19 protein-coding genes are annotated in these 19,771 nt (G+C 70.9%); 4 read left to right on the top strand and 15 right to left on the bottom strand.

What is annotated here, in order from left to right; all coding sequences use genetic code 11:
* Positions 1-7 precede the first annotated feature (7 nt).
* From ABD285_RS15855 to ABD285_RS15845, 3 genes are read right to left on the bottom strand one after another with little or no spacing between them, the layout of a single operon-like run.
* A complete protein-coding gene (locus ABD285_RS15855; RefSeq protein WP_284254662.1) occupies positions 8-667 on the bottom strand; it encodes a bifunctional 4-hydroxy-2-oxoglutarate aldolase/2-dehydro-3-deoxy-phosphogluconate aldolase in 660 nt (219 codons plus the stop codon).
* The gene (locus ABD285_RS15850) at positions 664-1,620 is read right to left on the bottom strand and encodes a sugar kinase (RefSeq protein ID WP_284254663.1); all 957 of its coding nucleotides are present in this window, start codon (positions 1,618-1,620) and stop codon (positions 664-666) included. Before ABD285_RS15850 ends, ABD285_RS15855 begins: the two co-directional genes overlap by 4 nt.
* A 47-nt stretch (positions 1,621-1,667) precedes the next feature.
* Positions 1,668-3,284: an N-acyl-D-amino-acid deacylase family protein gene (locus tag ABD285_RS15845; RefSeq protein ID WP_344203445.1), complete on the bottom strand. Its 1,617-nt coding sequence runs from the start codon at positions 3,282-3,284 to the stop codon at positions 1,668-1,670.
* A 21-nt stretch (positions 3,285-3,305) separates the two neighbouring features.
* On the opposite strand from ABD285_RS15845, the gene ABD285_RS15840 reads away from it, so the two are divergent.
* From ABD285_RS15840 to ABD285_RS15830, 3 genes are read left to right on the top strand one after another with little or no spacing between them, the layout of a single operon-like run.
* Positions 3,306-4,034: an IclR family transcriptional regulator gene (locus ABD285_RS15840; RefSeq protein ID WP_344203442.1), complete on the top strand. Its 729-nt coding sequence runs from the start codon at positions 3,306-3,308 to the stop codon at positions 4,032-4,034.
* A 3-nt stretch (positions 4,035-4,037) separates the two neighbouring features.
* Complete coding sequence (locus ABD285_RS15835; protein WP_344203440.1) at positions 4,038-5,192, top strand: aminotransferase class V-fold PLP-dependent enzyme; 1,155 nt, start codon at positions 4,038-4,040, stop codon at positions 5,190-5,192.
* Entirely contained in the window at positions 5,189-5,575 is a 387-nt protein-coding gene (locus ABD285_RS15830; protein WP_284254672.1) for a RidA family protein, read from the top strand. The genes ABD285_RS15835 and ABD285_RS15830 overlap by 4 nt, the downstream gene beginning before the upstream one ends.
* 1 nt (position 5,576) lies before the next feature.
* On the opposite strand, the gene ABD285_RS15825 is transcribed toward ABD285_RS15830, so the two are convergent.
* From ABD285_RS15825 to ABD285_RS15770, 12 genes are all read right to left on the bottom strand, one after another.
* Complete coding sequence (locus ABD285_RS15825) at positions 5,577-6,512, bottom strand: ABC transporter permease (RefSeq protein WP_425565058.1); 936 nt, start codon at positions 6,510-6,512, stop codon at positions 5,577-5,579.
* Positions 6,499-7,449: an ABC transporter ATP-binding protein gene (locus tag ABD285_RS15820; protein ID WP_284254673.1), complete on the bottom strand. Its 951-nt coding sequence runs from the start codon at positions 7,447-7,449 to the stop codon at positions 6,499-6,501. Before ABD285_RS15820 ends, ABD285_RS15825 begins: the two co-directional genes overlap by 14 nt.
* A gap of 7 nt (positions 7,450-7,456) precedes the next feature.
* Positions 7,457-8,536: a LolA family protein gene (locus tag ABD285_RS15815; RefSeq protein WP_344203436.1), complete on the bottom strand. Its 1,080-nt coding sequence runs from the start codon at positions 8,534-8,536 to the stop codon at positions 7,457-7,459.
* A gap of 103 nt (positions 8,537-8,639) precedes the next feature.
* A complete protein-coding gene (locus ABD285_RS15810) occupies positions 8,640-9,383 on the bottom strand; it encodes an ABC transporter ATP-binding protein (RefSeq protein ID WP_284254675.1) in 744 nt (247 codons plus the stop codon).
* Entirely contained in the window at positions 9,380-11,230 is a 1,851-nt protein-coding gene (locus ABD285_RS15805; RefSeq protein WP_284254676.1) for a branched-chain amino acid ABC transporter ATP-binding protein/permease, read from the bottom strand. The genes ABD285_RS15810 and ABD285_RS15805 overlap by 4 nt, the downstream gene beginning before the upstream one ends.
* Positions 11,227-12,147 carry a branched-chain amino acid ABC transporter permease gene (locus ABD285_RS15800; protein ID WP_344203433.1) on the bottom strand — a complete coding sequence of 307 codons (921 nt, stop codon included), beginning with the start codon at positions 12,145-12,147 and terminating at the stop codon, positions 11,227-11,229. Before ABD285_RS15800 ends, ABD285_RS15805 begins: the two co-directional genes overlap by 4 nt.
* Before the next feature lie 92 nt (positions 12,148-12,239).
* The gene (locus tag ABD285_RS15795) at positions 12,240-13,418 is read right to left on the bottom strand and encodes an ABC transporter substrate-binding protein (protein ID WP_284254678.1); all 1,179 of its coding nucleotides are present in this window, start codon (positions 13,416-13,418) and stop codon (positions 12,240-12,242) included.
* 49 nt (positions 13,419-13,467) lie between these two features.
* Positions 13,468-14,196 (bottom strand): SDR family NAD(P)-dependent oxidoreductase, encoded by a 729-nt coding sequence (locus ABD285_RS15790; RefSeq protein ID WP_284254679.1) that lies wholly within the window; start codon positions 14,194-14,196, stop codon positions 13,468-13,470.
* Between the two features lie 40 nt (positions 14,197-14,236).
* Positions 14,237-15,304: an ABC transporter permease gene (locus ABD285_RS15785; protein WP_284254680.1), complete on the bottom strand. Its 1,068-nt coding sequence runs from the start codon at positions 15,302-15,304 to the stop codon at positions 14,237-14,239.
* A complete protein-coding gene (locus ABD285_RS15780) occupies positions 15,301-16,851 on the bottom strand; it encodes a sugar ABC transporter ATP-binding protein (RefSeq protein WP_344203430.1) in 1,551 nt (516 codons plus the stop codon). The genes ABD285_RS15785 and ABD285_RS15780 overlap by 4 nt, the downstream gene beginning before the upstream one ends.
* 34 nt (positions 16,852-16,885) lie before the next feature.
* Positions 16,886-17,869 carry a sugar ABC transporter substrate-binding protein gene (locus ABD285_RS15775; RefSeq protein WP_284254683.1) on the bottom strand — a complete coding sequence of 328 codons (984 nt, stop codon included), beginning with the start codon at positions 17,867-17,869 and terminating at the stop codon, positions 16,886-16,888.
* A 162-nt stretch (positions 17,870-18,031) separates the two neighbouring features.
* Positions 18,032-18,754 carry an SDR family NAD(P)-dependent oxidoreductase gene (locus ABD285_RS15770; protein WP_344203428.1) on the bottom strand — a complete coding sequence of 241 codons (723 nt, stop codon included), beginning with the start codon at positions 18,752-18,754 and terminating at the stop codon, positions 18,032-18,034.
* A gap of 144 nt (positions 18,755-18,898) precedes the next feature.
* Between ABD285_RS15770 and ABD285_RS15765 the strand changes: the two genes are divergently transcribed.
* Complete coding sequence (locus tag ABD285_RS15765) at positions 18,899-19,693, top strand: N-acyl homoserine lactonase family protein (RefSeq protein ID WP_284254684.1); 795 nt, start codon at positions 18,899-18,901, stop codon at positions 19,691-19,693.
* The last annotated feature ends 78 nt before the right edge of the window (positions 19,694-19,771 follow it).

The following is a 19,771-nucleotide window of genomic DNA, read 5'->3' as shown; positions in this document are numbered from 1 at the left end:
GCGCGGGTCAGGCGGGAGCGGCGGCGGCCGCGAGGTAGGCGCGCGCGTGCGCGACGAGCGCACCGCGATCGCCGCCCCGCAGCGCCTCGGAGGAGATGAGCTCGCTGCCGGCGCCCACCGCGACGGCTCCGGCGGCGATCCACTCGGCGACCGCGTCGCCCCGGATGCCGCCGGTCGGCACGAACGCGACGTCGGGGAACGGACCGCGCAGCGCGCGCAGCAGCGCCGGGCCGCCGATCGACGCCGGGAACAGCTTGACCAGCTCGACCCCGTTCGCGACGACCTGCTGCACCTCGGTCGCCGTGTAGGCGCCGATGATGGCGGGACCGTCGCCGGCCCGGATCGCCGCCACCACATCCGCGTCGAATCCGGGCGACACGAAGAACGCGGCACCCGCGTCGCGGGCACCGGCGACCTGCTCGGGCGTCGTGAGGGTGCCGGCACCCACGAGCGCACGGTCGCCGTACCGATGCACGGCCTCGGCGATCACGCGCCCGGCATCCGGGACCGTGTAGGTCACCTCGATCGAGGTCGCGCCCGCCTCGACCAGGGCCTCGACCGCGATGAGGGCGAGGTCGGCGTCCGGAGCGCGCAGGGTCGCGATGACGCGATCGGCGCGGATCCGCTCGAGGACGTCGTGATCGGGGCGCTCGGGGTGGGTGCTCATGGGATGACGGCTCCTGCCGGGTCGTGGGCGGCGTGGTCGTGGGTCGAGCGCAGCACGCGCTCGGCGAGGCGATGCCCGCCGGCGAGGGCGGCGTCGAGGTCGCCGTCGTCGAGGATCGCCGCGAGGTATCCGGCGGCGAAGGCGTCGCCCGCGCCGATCGCCTCCGTGATCGTGACCGCGTCCGGGCGCAGGCGGCGCGACACCGGTCCATCGAACGCGGTCACGGCGCCGCCGTCGTGCTTGAGCACCAGACGCCGGGGCGCGGGCAGGGCGCGGCGCACGGCATCCGGATCGTCGGAGCCGACGATGATGCGGGCCTCCTCCTCGCCGAGCAGCACGAGGTCGGAGCCCGCGGCCAGCTCGCGCAGGACGTCGGCGCCCTCCCGCTCCCGCCCGCGCCAGAGCGCGGGACGCCAGTTGGCGTCGAAGGCGAGGAGGGCGCGAGGGGCGGCGGAGCGCAGCGCCCGCGTCAGCTCGAGCGTCGTCGGCGACAGCGCCGGGGTGATCCCCGTGACGTGCACGGCCTGCACGCCGTCGAGGATCGCCCGCACGGACGCCTCGTCCAGGTACTCGGGGCCGAGTGCGCTGGCTGCGGATCCCGCGCGGTAGTAGTGCATGCGGCTGGCGCCGAGCGGCAGATCCGTCGCCGCGCCGGTGCCCCCGCCGCGCTCCTTGACGTACATGCCGGTGGCCCGCGCCGGATCGACGCGCACCGCGGAGGTGTCCACGCCGAGCTGTGACGCCCGCGCCACGAGATGGCGGCCGAAACCGTCGTCGCCCACCGCGGTGAGCAGGGCCGACGGGATGCCGGCGGCGACCAGGCCGATCGCCGTGTTGAGCTCGGCGCCTCCGATCGATCGCTCGAAGTCCGCGGACTCCTCGAGCGGACCGGGGCGCCCGGCGACGAGCACGATGAGCGCTTCGCCCAGACAGGCGACTCGGGGTGCCGGCATGGGGCCGAGGATAGTCGTCATCTCACCGGGTGCACAGTCGGTTGCACTCAGCGCAACGACTCGGCGCCCCGCACGGCGCGGCCCGCGATCGCGGCGTTCCGGCGGCCGCCCTCGACGACCCGCACGCCGTTGACCCGTACCTGCCGGATGCCCTCGGGTCGGCGCCGCGGGTCCTCGTACGTCGCGGGCGATCCCACGCGCTCCGCGTCGAACACGACGAGGTCGGCGAACCCGCCCGCGCGCACGATGCCGCGATCGCGCAGGCCGAGACGCCGCGCGGGGCGCCCCGTCAGGTGGTGCACGGCGTCCTCGAGCGTCATGAGCCCCTCATCGCGGGCGTACGCACCCAGGAACCGGGGGAAGGTGCCCCACTCGCGCGGATGCGGGTGGGCGCCGACGAGGATCCCGTCGCTGCCCACCGTGTGCGCGCTGTGACGCATGATCGCGCGCATGTTGTGTTCGTCGCCGACGTCGAGCACGCATCCGGTCGCGAGATCGTCGGCGACCAGCAGCTCGACCACCGCCCGCCACGCGGTCACGCCGCGCGCCCGCGCCCAGGCCGCCACCGGCATCCCGACGGCCCCGGCGTTGCCGGGCGCGACGACCGACGAGATCGAGATCGCCTCCCAGTCGGCCGGCACGCCGTGGTTGCCGTCCGAGCCGGTCTGCTCGACCGCGCGGCGCAGCTCCTCGCTCGCGGCCGGATCCTCCAGACGCCGGAGGACGCCCGCCGGTCCGTCGACGGCCGCCGCGCTCGGCAGCAGGGACACCAGCGAGGTCGCGCTGCGCGAGTACGGGTAGGCGTCGAGCGTGACGTCGACGCCCCGGTCGATCGCGGCATCGATGAGGGCGAGCAGCTCGGGGGCGCGCCCGCGGTTGACGGGGAAGTTGAGGTGGCAGTGCGCGAGATGCAGGGCGACGCCCGCGGCCTCGGCGATCGCGATGCACGACGCGTACGACTCCATCGCGTGCGTGCCGTAGTTGCGGTGGTGCGGAGCGTAGAACCCGCCGTGGTCTCGGACCGGCTCCAGCAGCGCCACCAGCTCGTCGTCCGTCGCGAAAGCCGCGGGGGTGTAGCTGAGGCCGGCCGAGAGCCCGACGGCCCCGTCGCGCATGCCCTGGTCGACCAGCTCGCGCATCCCGGCCAGTTCGGCCGGCGTCGCGGGCGCCGCCCGGTCGCCCATCACCGCCTGGCGCACCGTGCCGTGCGGCACGAGCACCGCGACGTTGAGCGGCGCCCCCCGGTCGATCCGGGCGAGGTAGTCGGCGACACTGCGCCACGTGAAGTCGAGATCGGGCGAGCCGTTGAACGCCGCGAGCCGCTCGCGCATGGTGCGCATTCCGCGGTCGTCCACCGGCGCGTAGCCGAGGCCGTCCTGAGCGAGGACCTCGAGCGTGACGCCCTGCTCGAGCTTCGCGGCGTGCGCGGGGTCGGCGAGCACCGCCAGGTCGGAGTGGGCGTGCATGTCGATGAACCCCGGCGCGACGATCGCGCCGCTCACGTCGTCATCGGCGGCGTCGCTCGGCGCCCCGGGCTCCAGGATGCGGGAGATCCGGTCACCGTCGAGCTCGACGTCCGCGGCGCGTCGCGGGGCGCCCGTGCCGTCGACCAGAATCCCGCCGCGCAGGACCACGCGCTCGCCCGATTGCGCTGAATGCAACACCCTGTGCATTATCCTCGGCTCATGTCGGAGACCGTGCGCAGGGCCACCGAGCTCATTGAGCTCGTGGCCTCCGGTTCCCGCACCCTGCGCGAGATCTCCGAGCACTTCGAGGTGCACCGCTCCACCGTCTTCCGCCAGCTCAAGACGCTCGAGAGCGCCGGATTCCTCGTGCATCGCGACGACGGCACCTGGGCGATCGGCATGCGCCTGGTGGCGATCGGACAGCAGGCGGTCGACGAGCTCGACCTGCGCCGGATCGCGCATCCCGCGCTGCGAGAACTGCACCGCCACGTCGGCAGCACCGTTCATCTCGCGCAGCTCATCGGCGACGGCGTCTACTACGTCGACAAGGTCGAGGACACCGACGGCGTGCGCATGTCCTCCCGCGTCGGCGGTCAGGTGGATGCCGCCCGCACCGGCGTCGGCACGGCGATCCTCGCGCACCTCCCCGCGCCCGAGCGCACCCGGCTCCTGGATGCCGAGGACGCGCGGGGCACCAGCGCATCGCACGACCGCGCGGCCCTCGAGCGGCGCCTGGGCGACATCCGCCGACGCGGCTGGTCGGCCGACGACGGCGAGTTCGAGGAGTTCGTGAACTGCGTGGCCGTGCCGGTGGTGTCGTCGGGGGGACGCATCCACGGGGCGGTCTCGATCAGCGCGATCCGCGCCGTCCGGCCCCTGACCGAGCTCCGCGGCGAGCTCGGCCGGCTGCAGACCTGCGCCGCGGACATCGCACGGCAACTGGGGTAGGTCATGGGTTTCTACGAACGACTCGGCGTGCGGCCGCTCATCAACGCGGCCACGACCTTCACGGCGATCGGCGGCTCGCTCATGCCGCCGGAGGTGCTCGACGCGATGCGCGACGCTGCCGGCTCGTTCGTCGACATGCACGAGCTGCACCTCGCGGCCGGGCGCCGCCTTGCCGAGCTCACCCGCAACGAGGCCGGGTACGTCGCTCCGGGCTGCGCCGCGGCCATGGTGCTCGCGCTGCTCGGCATCCGCACCGGGGGCCGACCGGACGGGCTCTCCCAGCTGCCGGGGCGCGACGAGGCGCCCTACGAGGTCGTGATGCACGCCGCGCACCGGATCCCGTACGACACGACGCTCGCGCTGGCCGGCATCCGGGTGCGGCAGATCGGCAACGTCATCCAGACCTTCGAGTGGGAGCTGGAGGCCGCGATCACCGAGCGCACGGCCGCCGTGCTCTACGTCGCCGGATCGCACCTGCCCGACGTGGCGCTGCCGCTGCCGACCGTCGTGCGCATCGCGCGCGAGCGGGGCGTTCCCGTGCTCGTGGATGCCGCGGCCCAGCTGCCGCCGGCCTCCAACCTCTGGCGCTTCACGCGCGAGCTCGGCGCCGACCTGGTCGCCTTCTCCGGCGGAAAGGCGCTCCGGGGGCCGCAGGCCTCCGGCCTCCTGCTCGGGCGCGCCGACCTCGTCGAGGCCGCCCGGCGATCCGGCGCCCCCTTCCAGAGCTGGGGCCGTGCGCTGAAGGCCGGCAAGGAGGAGATCGCCGGGCTCGTGCGCGCGGTCGAGCTCTTCGTCGCCCGCGACGAGGCGTGGCTCGAGCGCGAGCAGCGCGCCGTGCTCGAGGACTGGCGCGGGATCGCGCTCGGCGCCGAGGGGGTGCACGCGGAGCTCGAGGATGCCAACGAGGCCGGCCAGCCCGTGCCGCGGCTGCGCATCGAACTCGACGACCCGGAGCGCGCCGCCGCGGCGCTCGCCGCGTTCGACGGCTTCCGCCCTCGCGTGGCCGTCCTGCCCTACCGGGTGCAGGGGTCGCCACGCGGCTTCTGGCTCGGCGCCGACCAGCTCGCACCCGGCGACGAGCGCGTCGTGGCCGCAGCCCTCGAGCACGCCCTCAGCATCCACCCCGACATCCACCCCGACGAAGGAGACCGATCGTGACCACCAAGACACCCCTCACCGCCCCGAACGCCCCGAAGCCGGCCGGTCCCTACAGCCACGGCGTCATCGCCGGCGGCCTGCTGTTCACGGCCGGGTTCGGGCCGCAGGTGCCCGAGACGGGCGAGGTGCCCGAGGGCATCGCGGCGCAGACGACGCAGGTGCTGCGCAACGTCGGGGCCGTGCTCGAGGCGGCGGGCGCGAGCTGGGCCGACGTGGTCAAGGTCACGGCGCATCTGCAGCACCTGAAGCGCGACTTCGCCGGCTTCAACGAGGCCTACGGCGCGATCGTGCCCACGCCCCACCCGGTGCGCACGACGGTCGGGTCCGACCTGGCCGACATCCTCGTCGAGATCGACGTCGTGGCCGCCCTGCCGTCGGCCTGAGCTACGACAGCGCGTCCTTCGTCAGGAACCGCCAGATCGCGAGCCCGCCGAACACCACCACATAGCCGAGCTGCAGCCAGCCGTTCACGCCGAACGAGTCCCAGACCAGCGGATCGCGCAGCAGGTCGCCGAAGCCGAACCAGTAGTGGGTCGGCAGCCAGGCGTGGATGGCGTCGAGCTGCGGCAGCGCATCCGCGATCTGCGAGGCCCCCGCGACCACGACCGTCGCGGCCATCGCCCCGACGGGGATGGTCGTGAGCGTCGAGATGAACAGTCCGATCGCGCACAGCCCCGACAGCGACAGCACGACGTAGAGCGCGAGCAGGGCGGCGCGGGCGGCGAACCCGCCGGCGTCGACGGTGTCGCCGGACAGCAGGGTCACCCGGCCGACCGGGAACAGCAGCGCGCCGACGCCGACCCCCGCGAGCACGATGACGCCGGTCGCGGCTGCGGCGAACGCGAGCGCGCCGACGTACTTCACGATGAGCAGCCGGAGCCGTCCTGCCGGGGCGATGAGCAGCGCACGCAGTGTGCCGAGCGACGCCTCGCCTGCGATGGTGTCGCCGGCGACGACGCCGATGGTGAGCGGCAGGAACAGCGGGATCGAGACGGTCAGCGCGGTGAAGGCGACGAACAAGCCGTTCTGCGTGATGTCGCCGAGGAACGCCGGGCCACCCCCGGATCCGGCACCGGTCACCCGCACGGCGACGGCGATGAGGATCGGCACGAGCGCGAGCGCGGCGAGCATGGCGATCGTGCGCCGCCGCCGGAACAGGGTCGCGAGCTCCGACCCGAGCAGCGCGAAGGGACGCGGCACGGTGCTGCGCGCCTCGGTCCGCGTGCTCGAGTCGTGCCGATCGGCACGAACGTCGCCTGCATCGTGCGATTCGGCACGACTCGAGGTGAGCGCGGGGGAGGAGCCGTCAGCCGGCGACATCGAAGCCCTCCCCGGTCAGGGCGACGAAGCGGTCCTCGAGGGAGTCGCCCTCGACGCTCACGCCGCGCACGCGCACCCCGGCCTCCACGAGCGCGCGCACGAGGTCCTCGACGACGGCCTCCTCGGGCAGCTCGCCCGTGATGGAGTCGCCCGCGATCGCGGCTGTGATGCGGTGGATCCCGAGGACCGTCGCGGCGTCGGCGGCATCCGGGGTACGCACGACGATCCGCGCACGAGCTGCGCGGCGCAGATCGTCGAGCGAGCCCTGCGCCACGAGCCGTCCGGCGCGCATGACCGCGGCGTGGGTGCACACCTGCTCGATCTCGGCGAGCAGGTGACTCGAGACGAACACGGTCGTGCCGTCGGCCGCGAGCGACCGGATGAGTCCGCGCACCTCGCGGGTGCCCTGGGGGTCGAGGCCGTTGGTCGGTTCGTCGAGCACGAGCAGCTCGCGCGGCGCGAGCAGGGCGGCGGCGAGGCCGAGGCGCTGCTTCATGCCGAGCGAATACGCGCCGGCCCGCTTCCCGGCGGCCGCGGTCAGGCCGACCCGCTCGAGCGCGCCGTCGACCCGGGCGGGGCGGGAGCGGGCGGCGCTGCCGGGGTCCGCCGCGTCGAGGCGGTGCAGATTGGCGCGTCCGGAGAGGAACGGATAGATCGACGGGCCCTCGACGAGGGCGCCGACGCGCGGCAGCACCGAGCGCAGGGCGTGCGGCATGGGCTCGCCGAGCACGTGGATGTCGCCACTCGAGGGCCGCGCGAGGCCCAGCAGCATCCGGATCGTCGTCGTCTTTCCCGAGCCGTTGGGGCCGAGAAAGCCGAACACGGCGCCCCGCGGCACCTCGAGGTCGAGGTCGGCGACCGCACGCTGGCGTCCGAACCGCTTGCCGAGGCCCCGGGTGCGGATGGCCGCGTCCGCGGGCGCGACCGTCCCGCTCACCGCGGGCTCACCGGGCGGCGGCCTCGAGCGTCGCGATCGGCACCGCGCCCGCGAGCACCCGGCCGTCGTCCGTGATGAGGACGGAGACGAGCGTGGTCTGCAGGGCGCGACCGCCGTCGACCGCCGTCGTGAGCTGACGGAACAGGGGGTCGCCGGTGACGCCGGCCGGCAGCTGGCCGGACGGCACGGTCACGACGCTCGCCCACCCGGCACCGGTGACGGTCGGCTCCGATCCCGGCTGCGCCTTCGGCGACGCCGAGGCGTCCGGGTCGGGCGCCACATGGTCGGCCTTCGCATGCGGGCGGACGTGCGAGAGGTCCTTGGTCGTCACGTGCGCGCCCTTCGGCGGACTGAAGGAGAACAGGCCGGCGCCCGGGGTCGAGAACGAGACGTCGGTGAACCCGATCGCGACCGCGTCACCGGACTGGCCGCGGGCGTCGACCGCGATCTTGAGCGGCACGCCGGTCGCGTGGTCGACGGACACGACGACGCGCGAGACGAGCGTCCGGTCGGTGCGCGGGGTGAGGACGAGGCGGTCGACCGAACGGCCCGCCACGCTCGAACCGGTCGCGACTGTGACCTTGCTGCTCGAGCGGACCGAGGCCAGGAGTCGCGTCGCGAGCTCGGACGGCGTCACCGGCGCCGGCGACGCGGAGTGCCGCGAGGGGAGCGTGACGTGCTGCGCGGTCTTGTGCTTCGAATCCCAGATCCACACCGAGGAGCCGTTGCGCACGATGTCGCGTTCGGCGAGCTGGTCGAGCACCTGGACGCGCTGCTTGCTGCGACCGTCGACGTAGACCTTCGCCCGGTGCGCGGCCGTGACGAGGTCGAGGATGGCCGACTCGTCGGAGTGCACCGAGCCCGGACCGACGCTCGGCAGCTGGGGGAGTCCGAGATCCGAGGTCTGCGTCAGCGTGCCGGAGTAGTGCTGGTCGACGCTCTTGGCGACCCTCTCCAGCAGTTGGTGCGCGGTCGGCGTGCTCGCAGGTTCGGCCTGCGCCGGGAGGGCGAGCGCGCTCGCGAGCACGACGGCGGGGATCGCGACCCCGAGAGCCAGGGCCGGGAGGGTACGGAAGGATGCATGCATGGGGATCACCTCGACGACGCCGGAGAACGTGGCGTCGCAGGCAGGCTACGTCCGGTTCCCGGTCGTTGGCTGTACTCCGCTGGGATGATTTCCCGGATCGCGGTCAGCCCAGATAGGCGTCGATGAGGGCCCGGCCTCGGCCGTCGATGTCGTCAGCCGCCCCCTGCTCCACGATGCGGCCGCCGCTCAGCACGTAGATCCGATCGCAGACCTGCAGCGCGAGATCGACGCGTTGCTCGACGAGCAGGATGCTGCGGCCGCGCTCACGCAGCGCGAGGAGCGCGTCGGCCATGCTCTGGATCGCGAGCGGCGCGAGACCGAGCGACGGCTCGTCCAGGAGCATGAGCTCGGGATCGCTCATCATCATGCGGCCGATCGCGACCATCTGCTGCTCCCCGCCCGAGAGCGCGGTCGCCGGCCGCGCCCGGTAGCGCTCGACCACGGGGAACAGGTCGAAGACGGAGCGCAGCAGCTGCGCCGTGCGCGCGTGGTCGTGACGCAGATGCAGACCGCCGAGGCGCAGGTTGTCCTCGACCGATTGCCCGAGGAACAGGCGTCGACCTTCCGGCACGATTCCGACCAGGCCGCGAGCGATCCGATGGGTGGGCAGCCGGGAGACATCCGTTCCGGCGACCTCGATCACGCCGCGCCGCTGCTTGACCATTCCCATGATCGCGCGCAAGAGGGTCGTCTTGCCCGCGCCGTTGGGCCCGAGCAGCGCGACCGCCTCGCCGCGCTCGACGTGCAGGGCGATGTCGTGCAGCACGTCGAAGCGGCCGTAGCCGGCGTACAGGCCCTCGAGCCGGAGCGCCGGCGCGATCACCGGAGTCGTGGATTCGGCGCTCATTGTCCCAGGTACACCTCTCGCACTCGTTCGTCGGCGCGCACGGCCGCCGCGCTGCCCGAGGTCACCAGCTCACCCGCCGCGAGCACCGTGACCTCGTCGCACATCTCGAAGATGAAGCGGGTCTGGTGCTCCACGACGATCACCGTGACCCCGTCGCGCTTGAGCTGGCGCAGGATCTCCGACACCTGTTCCACCTCGCCGGAGGAGAGTCCCGCGAGCGGCTCGTCGAGGATCAGGATGCTCGGCTCGCCGACGGTCGCGGCCGCGAGCTGGGTCAGCTGCTCGACGCCGTGCGGTACGTCGGCGACGCGCGCCGTCGCCCAGCCCGAGCCGAGGCCGACCCGGGCGAGCGCGGCGGTCGCCCGCGTGCGGATGGCGCGATCGTCCCGGTGCGCACTCGGGAACAGCGGCCATGCGAGCGACCGGCCCGAGATGCGGGGCACGCGGCTGTACAGCCCGATCCCTGCGTTCTGGCGAACGGACAGCTCGCGCACCAGCACGGCCGTCTGGAACGTGCGCATGATGCCGCGCGCCGGGCGTCCGGCCGCTCCGAGCCGTTCGATGCGGTGGCCGTTGGCCTCGATCGTGCCGGTCGTCGGACGCAGGGCGCCGGAGATGAGGTTGACCAGCGTGCTCTTGCCGGAGCCGTTCGGGCCGATGAGGCCGTGGATGCTGCCGCGCCGAACGCGCATGTCGATGCCGTCGAGCACCGTGGTGCCGCGCACGTAGCCGAAGCGCACGTCGCGCACCTCCAGGGCGATCTCGTCCGAGACCTGCGGCTCCTCGCCCGCGGCGGCCAGCTCGGCCTCGGCGATCGGCGCCGTGTCGGGGGCGCTCGGCTCCGTGGCGGGAAGCGGTCGACGCCGGATGCGGCGAGCCAGGCTCGTCACGATCCCCACGATGCCGCGCGGGAAGAACACGATGACGAGCACGAAGATCGCGCCGAAGATCACCTCCTGCACCAGGGGGTCGATCGAGATGACGACGGGGAACGCGCTGATGAAGATGGCGCCGATGATGGGCCCGAGCCGCGTGTTGATGCCGCCGAGGATCACCATGACGAGGATGTTGACCGAGACCGTCCAATTGAACTGACCGGGCGACACGAACCCCAGGAACGAGAACGCCCAGCCCGCGAGGCCTGCGAGCGCCGCGGACAGACCGAACATCATGACCCGCACGACTCCGGTGCGCACGCCCGCCGACGCGGCGAACGGCTCCGCGTCGCGGATCGCCAGCAGCACCGGGTAGAACGCCGATGAGCGAATGCTCCAGACGATCACCACGGTGACGAGGAACGCGATCCCGACGCACCAGGCGACGGAGGACCCGAGGAAGGACAGGCCCTCCGGGAAATCGGGGAAGGTCGGACCCGCGATGCCCTGCAACCCGCCGGTGAAGTCGAGATCGGAGATCAGCACCGTCACGACGAGCGTGAAGATGAACGTCATGATCGCGAAGTAGAGCCCGCTGACCCGAAGCGAGAGCGCCCCGAGCACGACCCCGACGATCCCGACCCCGACGACGCTGAGCGGCAGCAGGATGAAGACGTTCCAGCCGAGGTTCGCGTTCAGGAGGGTGGTCGCGTACGCGCCGAGCGCGAAGAGACCCGCGTGCCCGAGCGAGTACAGCCCGGTCATGCCGGCCACGAGGTCGAGGCTGAGCGCGAGGATGGCGAAGACCGCCCCGACCTCGGCGAGGTTCTGCACGTAGTACGAGCCGTGCGCCACGCCCAGGTTCGCGGCGAGGTACACGACCACGAGGGCGACCGCGCCGAGCCCGATGAACCGCGACCGGGAGCGCGCCCGCTCGGTCCGGCCCGCGGCCATGTCGATGCCGGCGGTCATGCCTTCGCTCCTGCTCGGTCGTTCCGGTGGGCGATCGCGGCCCAGAGCGTGCGGACCGAGTCGCCGGAGGCGAACAGGCCGTTCGGCGCGATCAGCAGCACGGCCACGACGACGACGAACGGGAACCAGTCGGACGCCTGCGAGCCGATGAACGTGTTCGCACCGACGGACAGGATGCCGAGCACGAGCCCGCCCCCCATCGCGGCCGCCGGCCTCTCGATCCCGCCGATCATGAGCGCGATGAAGCCGAAGATCCCGTAGGTGTCGCCGAGGTACGGGTTCGAGAAGGTGATCGGACCGACCAGGATGCCCGCGACGCCCGCGAGCAACCCGCCGATCGCGAAGGCCGCGATCGCGAATCCGGTGACCCGGGCGCCGATCGCCGAGGCCATCTCGGGGTCGGCCGAGATGGCCTGTCCGAGTTTGCCGAACAGCGTCCGGCGCCGCACGAGCTCGAAGCCGACGAGCACGACGATCGCCACGATGATCGTGAGGAGCTCCTGCACGCTGATGCCCGCGCCGCCGATGTGCAGGTTGTCGCGGTTGAGGAGGGCGGGGAATCCCCGCGAGGTGGGACCCCAGATGATCGCCGCGAGCGACTGGAGCACGATCGCGACGCCGAGGGTGGAGACCAGCCAGGCGAAGCTGAACCGGTCGAAGCGCAGCACCGGGCGCACCGCGAGCAGGTAGATGAGGACGCCCGCCACGGTCGAGGCGAGCACGCCGACGACGACCGAGACGATGTCGGGCAGACCGGCTCGCGACAGGGCGGCGGTGATCATGATCGAGACCATGAGCAGCTGCCCCGTCGCGAAGTTGATCACCCGGGTGACGTAGAACACGATGGCGAACGCCATCGCCATCAGCCCGTAGACGGCGCCGATGGCGAGCCCGCTCAGGAGCACCTGCAGCAGCATCCCAGCCTTCTCTTCTCTGCGGTGAGTCGTGGTCGCGACGCTCGGCGCGCCCGGTCCTCCCGTCAGGGTACGGACCGGGCGCGCCGGGGTGACTACGTCAGGGGCTTCCAGGACTTGCTGGCCGGGTCGAACGAGACCATGGTCAGCTGCTCCTTGTTGATGGTCGTGTGCTGCTGCGGCGTGAAGGTCAGCTTGCCGGTCAGCCCGTCGAAGTCCGTGATGCTGTTCAGCTGCTTCTGCAGGCTCGGCGCCTCCGTGGACTTGCCCTGCTCGATGGCCTGCTTGAGCATGTAGATCGCGTCGTAGCTGAGCTCCGCGAACGGCGTCGACTCGGTGTTGAACTTGGCCTTGTAGTCGGCGCGGAACTTCGTCAGCTTGGCGTCGGGGTTCAGCCCGCTCGTGATGGTCGCCGAGATCATGCCGGCCGCCTGGTCCTTCGCGAGGTCGGAGAAGGTCGCGTCCGCGTTGGTCTCGTCATTGCCGAGGAAGGTGAACTTCGCGCCGAGCGCGTGGGCCTCCTGCACGAACGACGCCTGGTCCTGCGGCGTGAGCCAGATGTCGACGCAATCGGCGCCCGACGCCGTGATCTTGTCGATCTCGGACTTCAGGCCGACGGTCGCTCCGGTCGACCAGTTCTCGGTGATCGAGTCCTCGAGCGCGAGCTTCTTGCCCTTCGCGTCGTAGACCATCTTGATCCCGGCCAGGCCGCCGAGGCCGTAGCTCGAGGGGTCGTGCAGTACGGCGAGGCCGCCCTTGCAGTTCTTCAGGGCGTACTCGGCGATCGCACCGCCCCAGGCGAAGGTGTTCAGACTCGTCGAGAACGCGTACGGGTAGGGCGGCTGGTCCGGTCCCTTCGGGTAGACGGTCAGACCGCCGTCGTCGACGGCGCCGATCACCGGGATCTTCTTCTGGCTCGAGAGCGAGGCGGTGGTCGGACCCGTGTCGGGGGAGCCGACGATCGCGACGGCGCCCTCGCTGAGCAGCTTGTTGAACAGCGTGGATGACGTGGTCGCCGAGGCGCCGTCGTCGTGGCCGTCGAACTTGAGCTTCTTGCCGAGCACGCCGCCCTTCTTGTTGATCTCGTCGATCGCCATCTGGGTTCCGTTGAACACGGCCTGTCCGGTCGTGCCGTAGGCGCCCGTGGTGCCGGCGATGCCGCCGATCAGGATCGTTCCTCCGCCGGAGGACGAGCCGCCGCCGCCGGAACAGCCGGCGAGGACGAGTGCCGCCGCAGCGGCGAGGGCTCCGGTGAGGAGCAGGGACTTCTTCATGTGATGCACACCTCTCTGTGTCATGGATTGCGGGGGGTGGAGCGGTGGTTCAGGGCGCGAGGTACCCGCCGTCGACGACCAGCGAGGTCCCGGTGACGTAGCTGGCCTCGTCACTGGCGAGGAACAGGGCGGCATAGGCGGTCTCGATCGGGATGCCCGGGCGCTTCACGGCCGTGCCCGCGATGAGCGCGGCGTTGATCTCCGGAGCCTGGTGCTCGTTCATCGGCGACAGGATGTAGCCCGGGTGCAGGGAGTTGCAGCGCACCCCGTCCTGACCGTGCGTGATCGCGACGTTCTTGCTGACGTTGAGGATCGCGCCCTTGGCGGCCTGATAGGCGTACGAGCTGTCGACACCCGCCAGGCCCCAGATCGAGGAGACGTTGACGATGGAGCCGGCCTTCTGCGCGATCATGTGCGGCAGCACCTCGCGCATCCCGTAGAAGATGCTCTTGAGGTCGACATCGAGCACCCGGTCGTAGATCTCGTCGGTCGTCTCGAGGATGGGCTCGTAGAGGCAGATCGCCGCGTTGTTGATGAGGATGTCGAGCCGTCCGTGCTCCGCGATGATCGCGTCGATCACGCTCTTCCACTCGTCCTTCTTCGTGATGTCGAGCTTCACGAAGGTGACGGGGCTGGTCTCGGCGCCCTCCGCGTCGAGGACGTCGGCCGCGATCACCGCGGTCGCGCCTTCGCGCATGAACAGCTCCGCCATCTCGCGGCCCTGCCCACGGGCGCCGCCGGTGATGAGGGCGATCTTGCCTTTCAGACGATCGACCATGTCGTGTGTCTCCGTTCTCTCGTGTCGTGCGGGGGATGCGTCAGGACGCCTTGGCGTACCGCCGGGCGAGGGTCGACAGCCCGACGGCCAGCACGAGGATGCCGCCCTTGAAGATCGGCTGGAACCAGGTCGGTGCTCCGAAGACGCTCAGTCCGTTGAAGGCGACCGCGATGATGAGGACGCCGACGAGCGTCCCGACGATGTGGAACTCGCCGTCGCGCAGCGTCGCCGAACCGAGGAACACGGCCGCGAACGCGTCGAGCAGGTAGCCGTCGGCCGCCGCGAGCGTGCCGGAGCCGAGCAGCGAGGAGAGCAGGATGCCGGTCCCGGCCGCGCAGATCCCGCTGACCGCGAACGCGAACGTCTTCACGCGGTCGACGCGGATGCCCGACAGGCGCGCGGCCTCGATGTTGCCGCCCACCGCCTGCATCTTCTGGCCGAGGGCGGTCTTGTTCAGCACGACCCAGAGCACCGCGAGCACGATGAGCATGATGAAGATCAGGTTCGGGATGCCGAAGATCAGGCGGCCGAGCGCGATCTGCGTGAAGTCGGCCGGGATCCCGGACGCGATCGGGAACTGGCTGTAGGCGAAACCCACGCCGGTCAGGATCGTGCCGATGCCGAGGGTGGCGATGACCGCGTTGATGCGCACCTTGGTGACGAGCAGGCCGTTGACCGTGCCGATCCCGGCTCCGATCGCCAGCATAAGGACGATCGCGATCACCACCGGGAGGTGGTTGTGCGCCATGAACCCGACCGACAGCAGGCCGGCGAAGCTCGCCGCGTAGCCGATGCTGAGGTCGAACTCGCCGACCACGAGGGTCATGGTCAGCCCGGCGGCGATGATCGCCGTCAGGGAGCCCTGACTGAGCACGTTGTAGAAGTTGGCCAGGCTGAGGAATCCGGTCGGCGACTTGATCGTGAAGACGATCAGCATGATCAGCAGCCCGATGAGGGTGCCGTAGCGCGACAGGATCAGCAGCGCGATGCGGCGCACGCTGCGCTGCACGGGCGCGACCTCGGCCGCGGTGTCCCTCCCGCGGACGCTGATGTCGGGGGTGTCGAGATCCGGGGCGCCCGCGGGAGCGGGCGTGGTCGAGGGCGTCATGCTGCTCCTTCGGGCTGCGGGGTCGGGAGGTCGTCGGTCGCGTAGGAGAGCTCGATGATGCGGGCCTCGCTGATCTCGTCGCCGATCAGCTCGCCGCTCACCTCGCCCTCGCGCATCACGACGATGCGGTCGCACAGGAGCGCGAGCTCCTCGACATCGGACGAGATGACGATGGTCCCGACGCCGTTGTCGGCGAGTTCGCGGATCGCCTGGTGGATCTGGCCGCGGGCGCCGATGTCGACTCCGCGCGAGGGCTCGTCGAGGAACAGCACCTTGATGCCGGGGCTGAGCCAGCGGGCGATGAGCGCCTTCTGCTGATTGCCCCCGGAGAGCCCGCCGATGGGCGTCGAGCCCCCTGGCGTCTTGATGCTCAGTCGCTCGATCAGGTCGGCCGCCCGGGACTTCGACTTGCTGCCGCTGACGAACGGGAGCCAGGGGGTGGTCAGCAGGTTGCGCAGCACGGCGATGTTCATGTTGTAGGCGACGGACTTCTCGAGCATGAGTCCCTCGGCGCGACGCTCCTCCGGAACGAGTCCGATGCCGTTGCGGACCGCTCGGGGCACGGAGCCCGAGCGCAGGGGAGTGCCGTCGAGCTCGAAGCGGCCGTCATCCAGCCGGTCGGCCCCGAAGGCGAGCCGGGCGAGCTCGCTGCGCCCCGCGCCGACGAGGCCGCCGAGCCCGAGCACCTCCCCGCGGTGGAGCTCGAACGAGACGCCGCGCACCCAGCGGCCGCGCCGCACGTTGCGCGCGGCGAACAGCGGGGTCGTGCTGCGGTCGATGTCGACCGCAGGGGGCCGGACGGCATCCGCGACCTCGGCGCCGACGATGGCGCGGATCAGGCCGCGCTTGTCGAGGCTGCCGCGTTCGGCGTGGTCGGTGACCCGTCCGTCCCGGAACACCGTGATCCGGTCGGAGAGGTCGAGCACCTCGTCGAGGCGGTGCGACACGTACAGGATCGCGACGCCGTCGTCGGCGAGGTCGCGGATGACCTTGAAGAGGTTCTGGCTCTCGTTGTCGGAGAGCGACGCGGTCGGCTCGTCCATCGCGATCATCGACGCGTTGCGCACGAGGGCCTTGCAGATCATGACGAGCCATCGCTCGGCGACGCTCAGCTCATCGACTCGACGGTCGAGCGGGAAGGTGATGCCGACGCGGGCGGCAGCCTCGGCGGCGGCACGGCGGGCGCGCTTGCGGTCGACGAAACCGGCACGCGTCGCCAGTCCCGTGCCGAGCACGATGTTCTGGACCGAGGTGAAGTGCGGCACCAGGTTCAGCTCCTGGTGGATGAAGGCGAACCCGGCCTGCTCGGCGTCGCGCGGGTTCGCGATCCGGGTCTCCGCACCGTCCAGGGTGACGACGCCCTCATCGGGCGCGGTCACCCCGGCGAGGCAGCGGATGAGCGTCGACTTGCCGGCGCCGTTGGCACCGACCAGGCCGTGGACCTCGCCGCGATGGATGTCGATGTCCACCGCGGCGAGGGCACGCGCCCCGCCGAACTGCTTGCTCAGGCTCCTGACGCGAAGCCAGGCACCGTTCTCCGACTGCACCGGTGCAGATCCCTTCTGGTGGGGCGGGCGATCGCTACTTGAGCGCGTCCGGGTGATCGGCGAGGAACTGGTCGATGTTGTCCTTGGTGACCGTGACACCCGGGACGTTGATCGTCTTCTGCTTCCACTTCGTGCCGGCCTTGAGCGCTCCGGCCGCCGACTCCATGAGCTGCTTGCCCTCGCTCACGCCGTCCTGCCAGACGACCTGCTCGAGAGTGCCGTCCTTGACCGCCTGCAGCGCCTGCGGGCCGCCGTTGATGGCGTAGACCTTCACATCGGTGCGGCCGGCCTGCTTCAGCGCCGCGATGGCGCCCATGGCCGGCTCGTCCCAGGAGCCCCAGATCGCCAGCGGGCCGCTGCCGGCCGGATGGTTGGCGAGCCACGCACTGGTGAAGTTCGTGCCGTCGTTGACCTGGCCGGGGATCGCGACCTCGTTGCGGGTCACCTTGATCCCGGACTCCTTCGCCATGGCCGCGTCGAACGCCTTGCCACGGTAGAGGCACAGGACACCGGTGTGATACGTGAGCGCCAGCACACTGCCCTTGTCGCCGAAGTCCTTGATCAGGTCATCGACGGACTGCTTGCCGACGGCCTCCGCGCTCGTGGTGGCGGCGATGCCGGGCACGAGCTCGCCGCCCCAGCTCACCACGGGGATGTCGGCGGCCTTGGCCGAGGCGAGGCCGGATCCCAGGGCGCTGGAGAGGAACGCCATGACGGCGATCGCGTCGACCTTCTGGGTGGTCGAGAAGGTCGTCATGGCGGCGTTCGCCTTGTCGACGGATCCCTGCGTGTCGGTGACGACGACCTTCCAGCCGTCCTTCTTGGCGACCTCGGTCGCCCCGTCGATCACGGCCTTGTTGAGGGCGTCCGTCGCGACGAGCGCGACGATTCCGAGGGTCTTCTGCTGACCGGATCCGGACCCGGCGTCGGACGAACCGCCTCCGGAGCCGCCGCTGCTGCACGCAGCCAGGCCGACGGCGATCACGACCGCCGCCGCCGCCGCAAGGATTCGCTTCATGGCACTTGCACCTCTTCTTCGAGTTGTCGCCGGGGCGGTCGGGTCCGATGAGCCGGCCGATCGCGGCATATGAAGTTTCATACGATATGACTGTCGGACAATCCTGCTCATTGTGCGAGCAGGCCGCGCTTCTTGTCAAGGACGCCCGGAGGACGGCTCCGGTCAGAGCGAGAGGAAGCCGCCGTCGATGACGAGCGACGTCCCGGTGATGTAGCTCGCCTCGTCGCTGGCCAGGAACAGCACGGCGTTGGCCACCTCCTCAGGCTGCCCGGGCCGGCCGAGCAGGGTGCCGTCGACGATCGACTGACTGATCGCCGGATCCTGATTCTCGGTCATGGGCGAGACGATGTAGCCGGGGTGGATCGAGTTGACGCGGACTCCGTCACGGCCGTGCGCGGCGGCCACGTTGCGCGACATGTTCAGGATCGAGCCCTTGGCCGCCTGGTAGGCGTGGGCGGACGGCACTCCGGCCAATCCCCAGATCGACGAGATGTTCACGATCGACGAGTTCCCGGTGGCGATGAGGTGCGGCAGGGCGGTGCGCATCCCGAGGAACAGCCCCTTGGAGTCGACGCCGTGCACCCGCTCCCAGATCTCCTCGGTGGTCTCGAGGATCGGTGTGTAGTCGATGATCCCCGCGTTGTTCACGAGGATGTCGAGGCGCCCGGCCTCGGAGACGACGCGGTCCACCGCCTGCTGCCACGAGTCGGCGAGCGTGACGTCGAGCCGCAGGAAGGTGACCGGACTGCTCTCCGCGTCATCGGCGTCCAGCACATCGCCCGCGTAGACGGTGGCTCCTTCTCGGGCGAGGAGCTCCGCCATGGCTCGTCCCTGACCGCGCGCTCCCCCCGTGATCAGGGCGACTTTGCCGTCGACTCTGCCCATCGGTCGCATCTCCTTTGATGAGGTCCCAGCTCGCGCCGGGTCTGTACGATTGTCAGACGAAGTGCTTGCTTGTTTTGTCTGACGATCATATAGTCGGGCAAAGCGGCTCCCAGCGCAAGGATCGTGGAAACGAAGGAGATTCCCATGGCCGATGACGCCATCTCGATCTGGCAGGTCAAGTACGGCGAGCGCGTGGTTCGCAAGAGCGACGTGTTCCACGACTACGGGCAGTACGGGTTGCCCGACGGCGACCTCGACATGGACTACAACTTCTGGGTGCTGCGTCGCGGCGACGAGATCATGCTTCTCGACACCGGCTATGACATCCCGAAGAAGGACTGGCTCGGCGAGATCAGCGTGACGCCGACGCCGAAGGGCCTCGAGATCCTCGGGATCGACCCGAAGGACGTCACCCTCGTCATCACGAGCCACTTCCACTACGACCACATCGGCTACCTCGGACTGTTCGAGAACGCGACGGTGGTCTCAGGACAGCGGGAATGGGACTACTGGATCGGCAAGAAGAACGCGAACGAGCTCGAGGGCGAGTTCGCGACGACGGACGACCTCGAGCCCGTCGAGAAGGCGCACGCCGAGGGGCGGCTGCGGCTGATCTCCGAACCGACCGAGGTGGTGCCGGGGATCACCGTCTACCCGATCGGCGGCCACTGCCCCGGCGAACTGCTGACGAGGATCGAGACCGGATCCGGGTCGTACATCATGACCGTCGACGCTGCGCACTTCTACGAGCAGATCGAGCACGAGTGGCCGTTCTTCGCCTTCACCGACCTCGATGAGATGACGGCGGGGCTGAGCTTCATCAACCGGCTCGCGGCGGAGACCGGGTCGACGATCGTCCCGGGCCACGACGCTCGAGTGCGGGATCGCTTCCCGGCGGCCCCGGGCGCTGCGGGAGAGATCGCGACCGTCCTGGCATAGGGTCGCGCCCGAGTCCCCGGGCCGTGGTGGTGCGGCCCGGGGATCACCCGCCGCCGGCGGGATCGTTCGGAATTCAGA

The sequence above is a fragment of the Pseudolysinimonas kribbensis genome, assembly GCF_039531715.1.
GTDB lineage: Bacteria > Actinomycetota > Actinomycetes > Actinomycetales > Microbacteriaceae > Pseudolysinimonas > Pseudolysinimonas kribbensis.
This window is presented reverse-complemented; position numbering and strand designations above follow the sequence as displayed.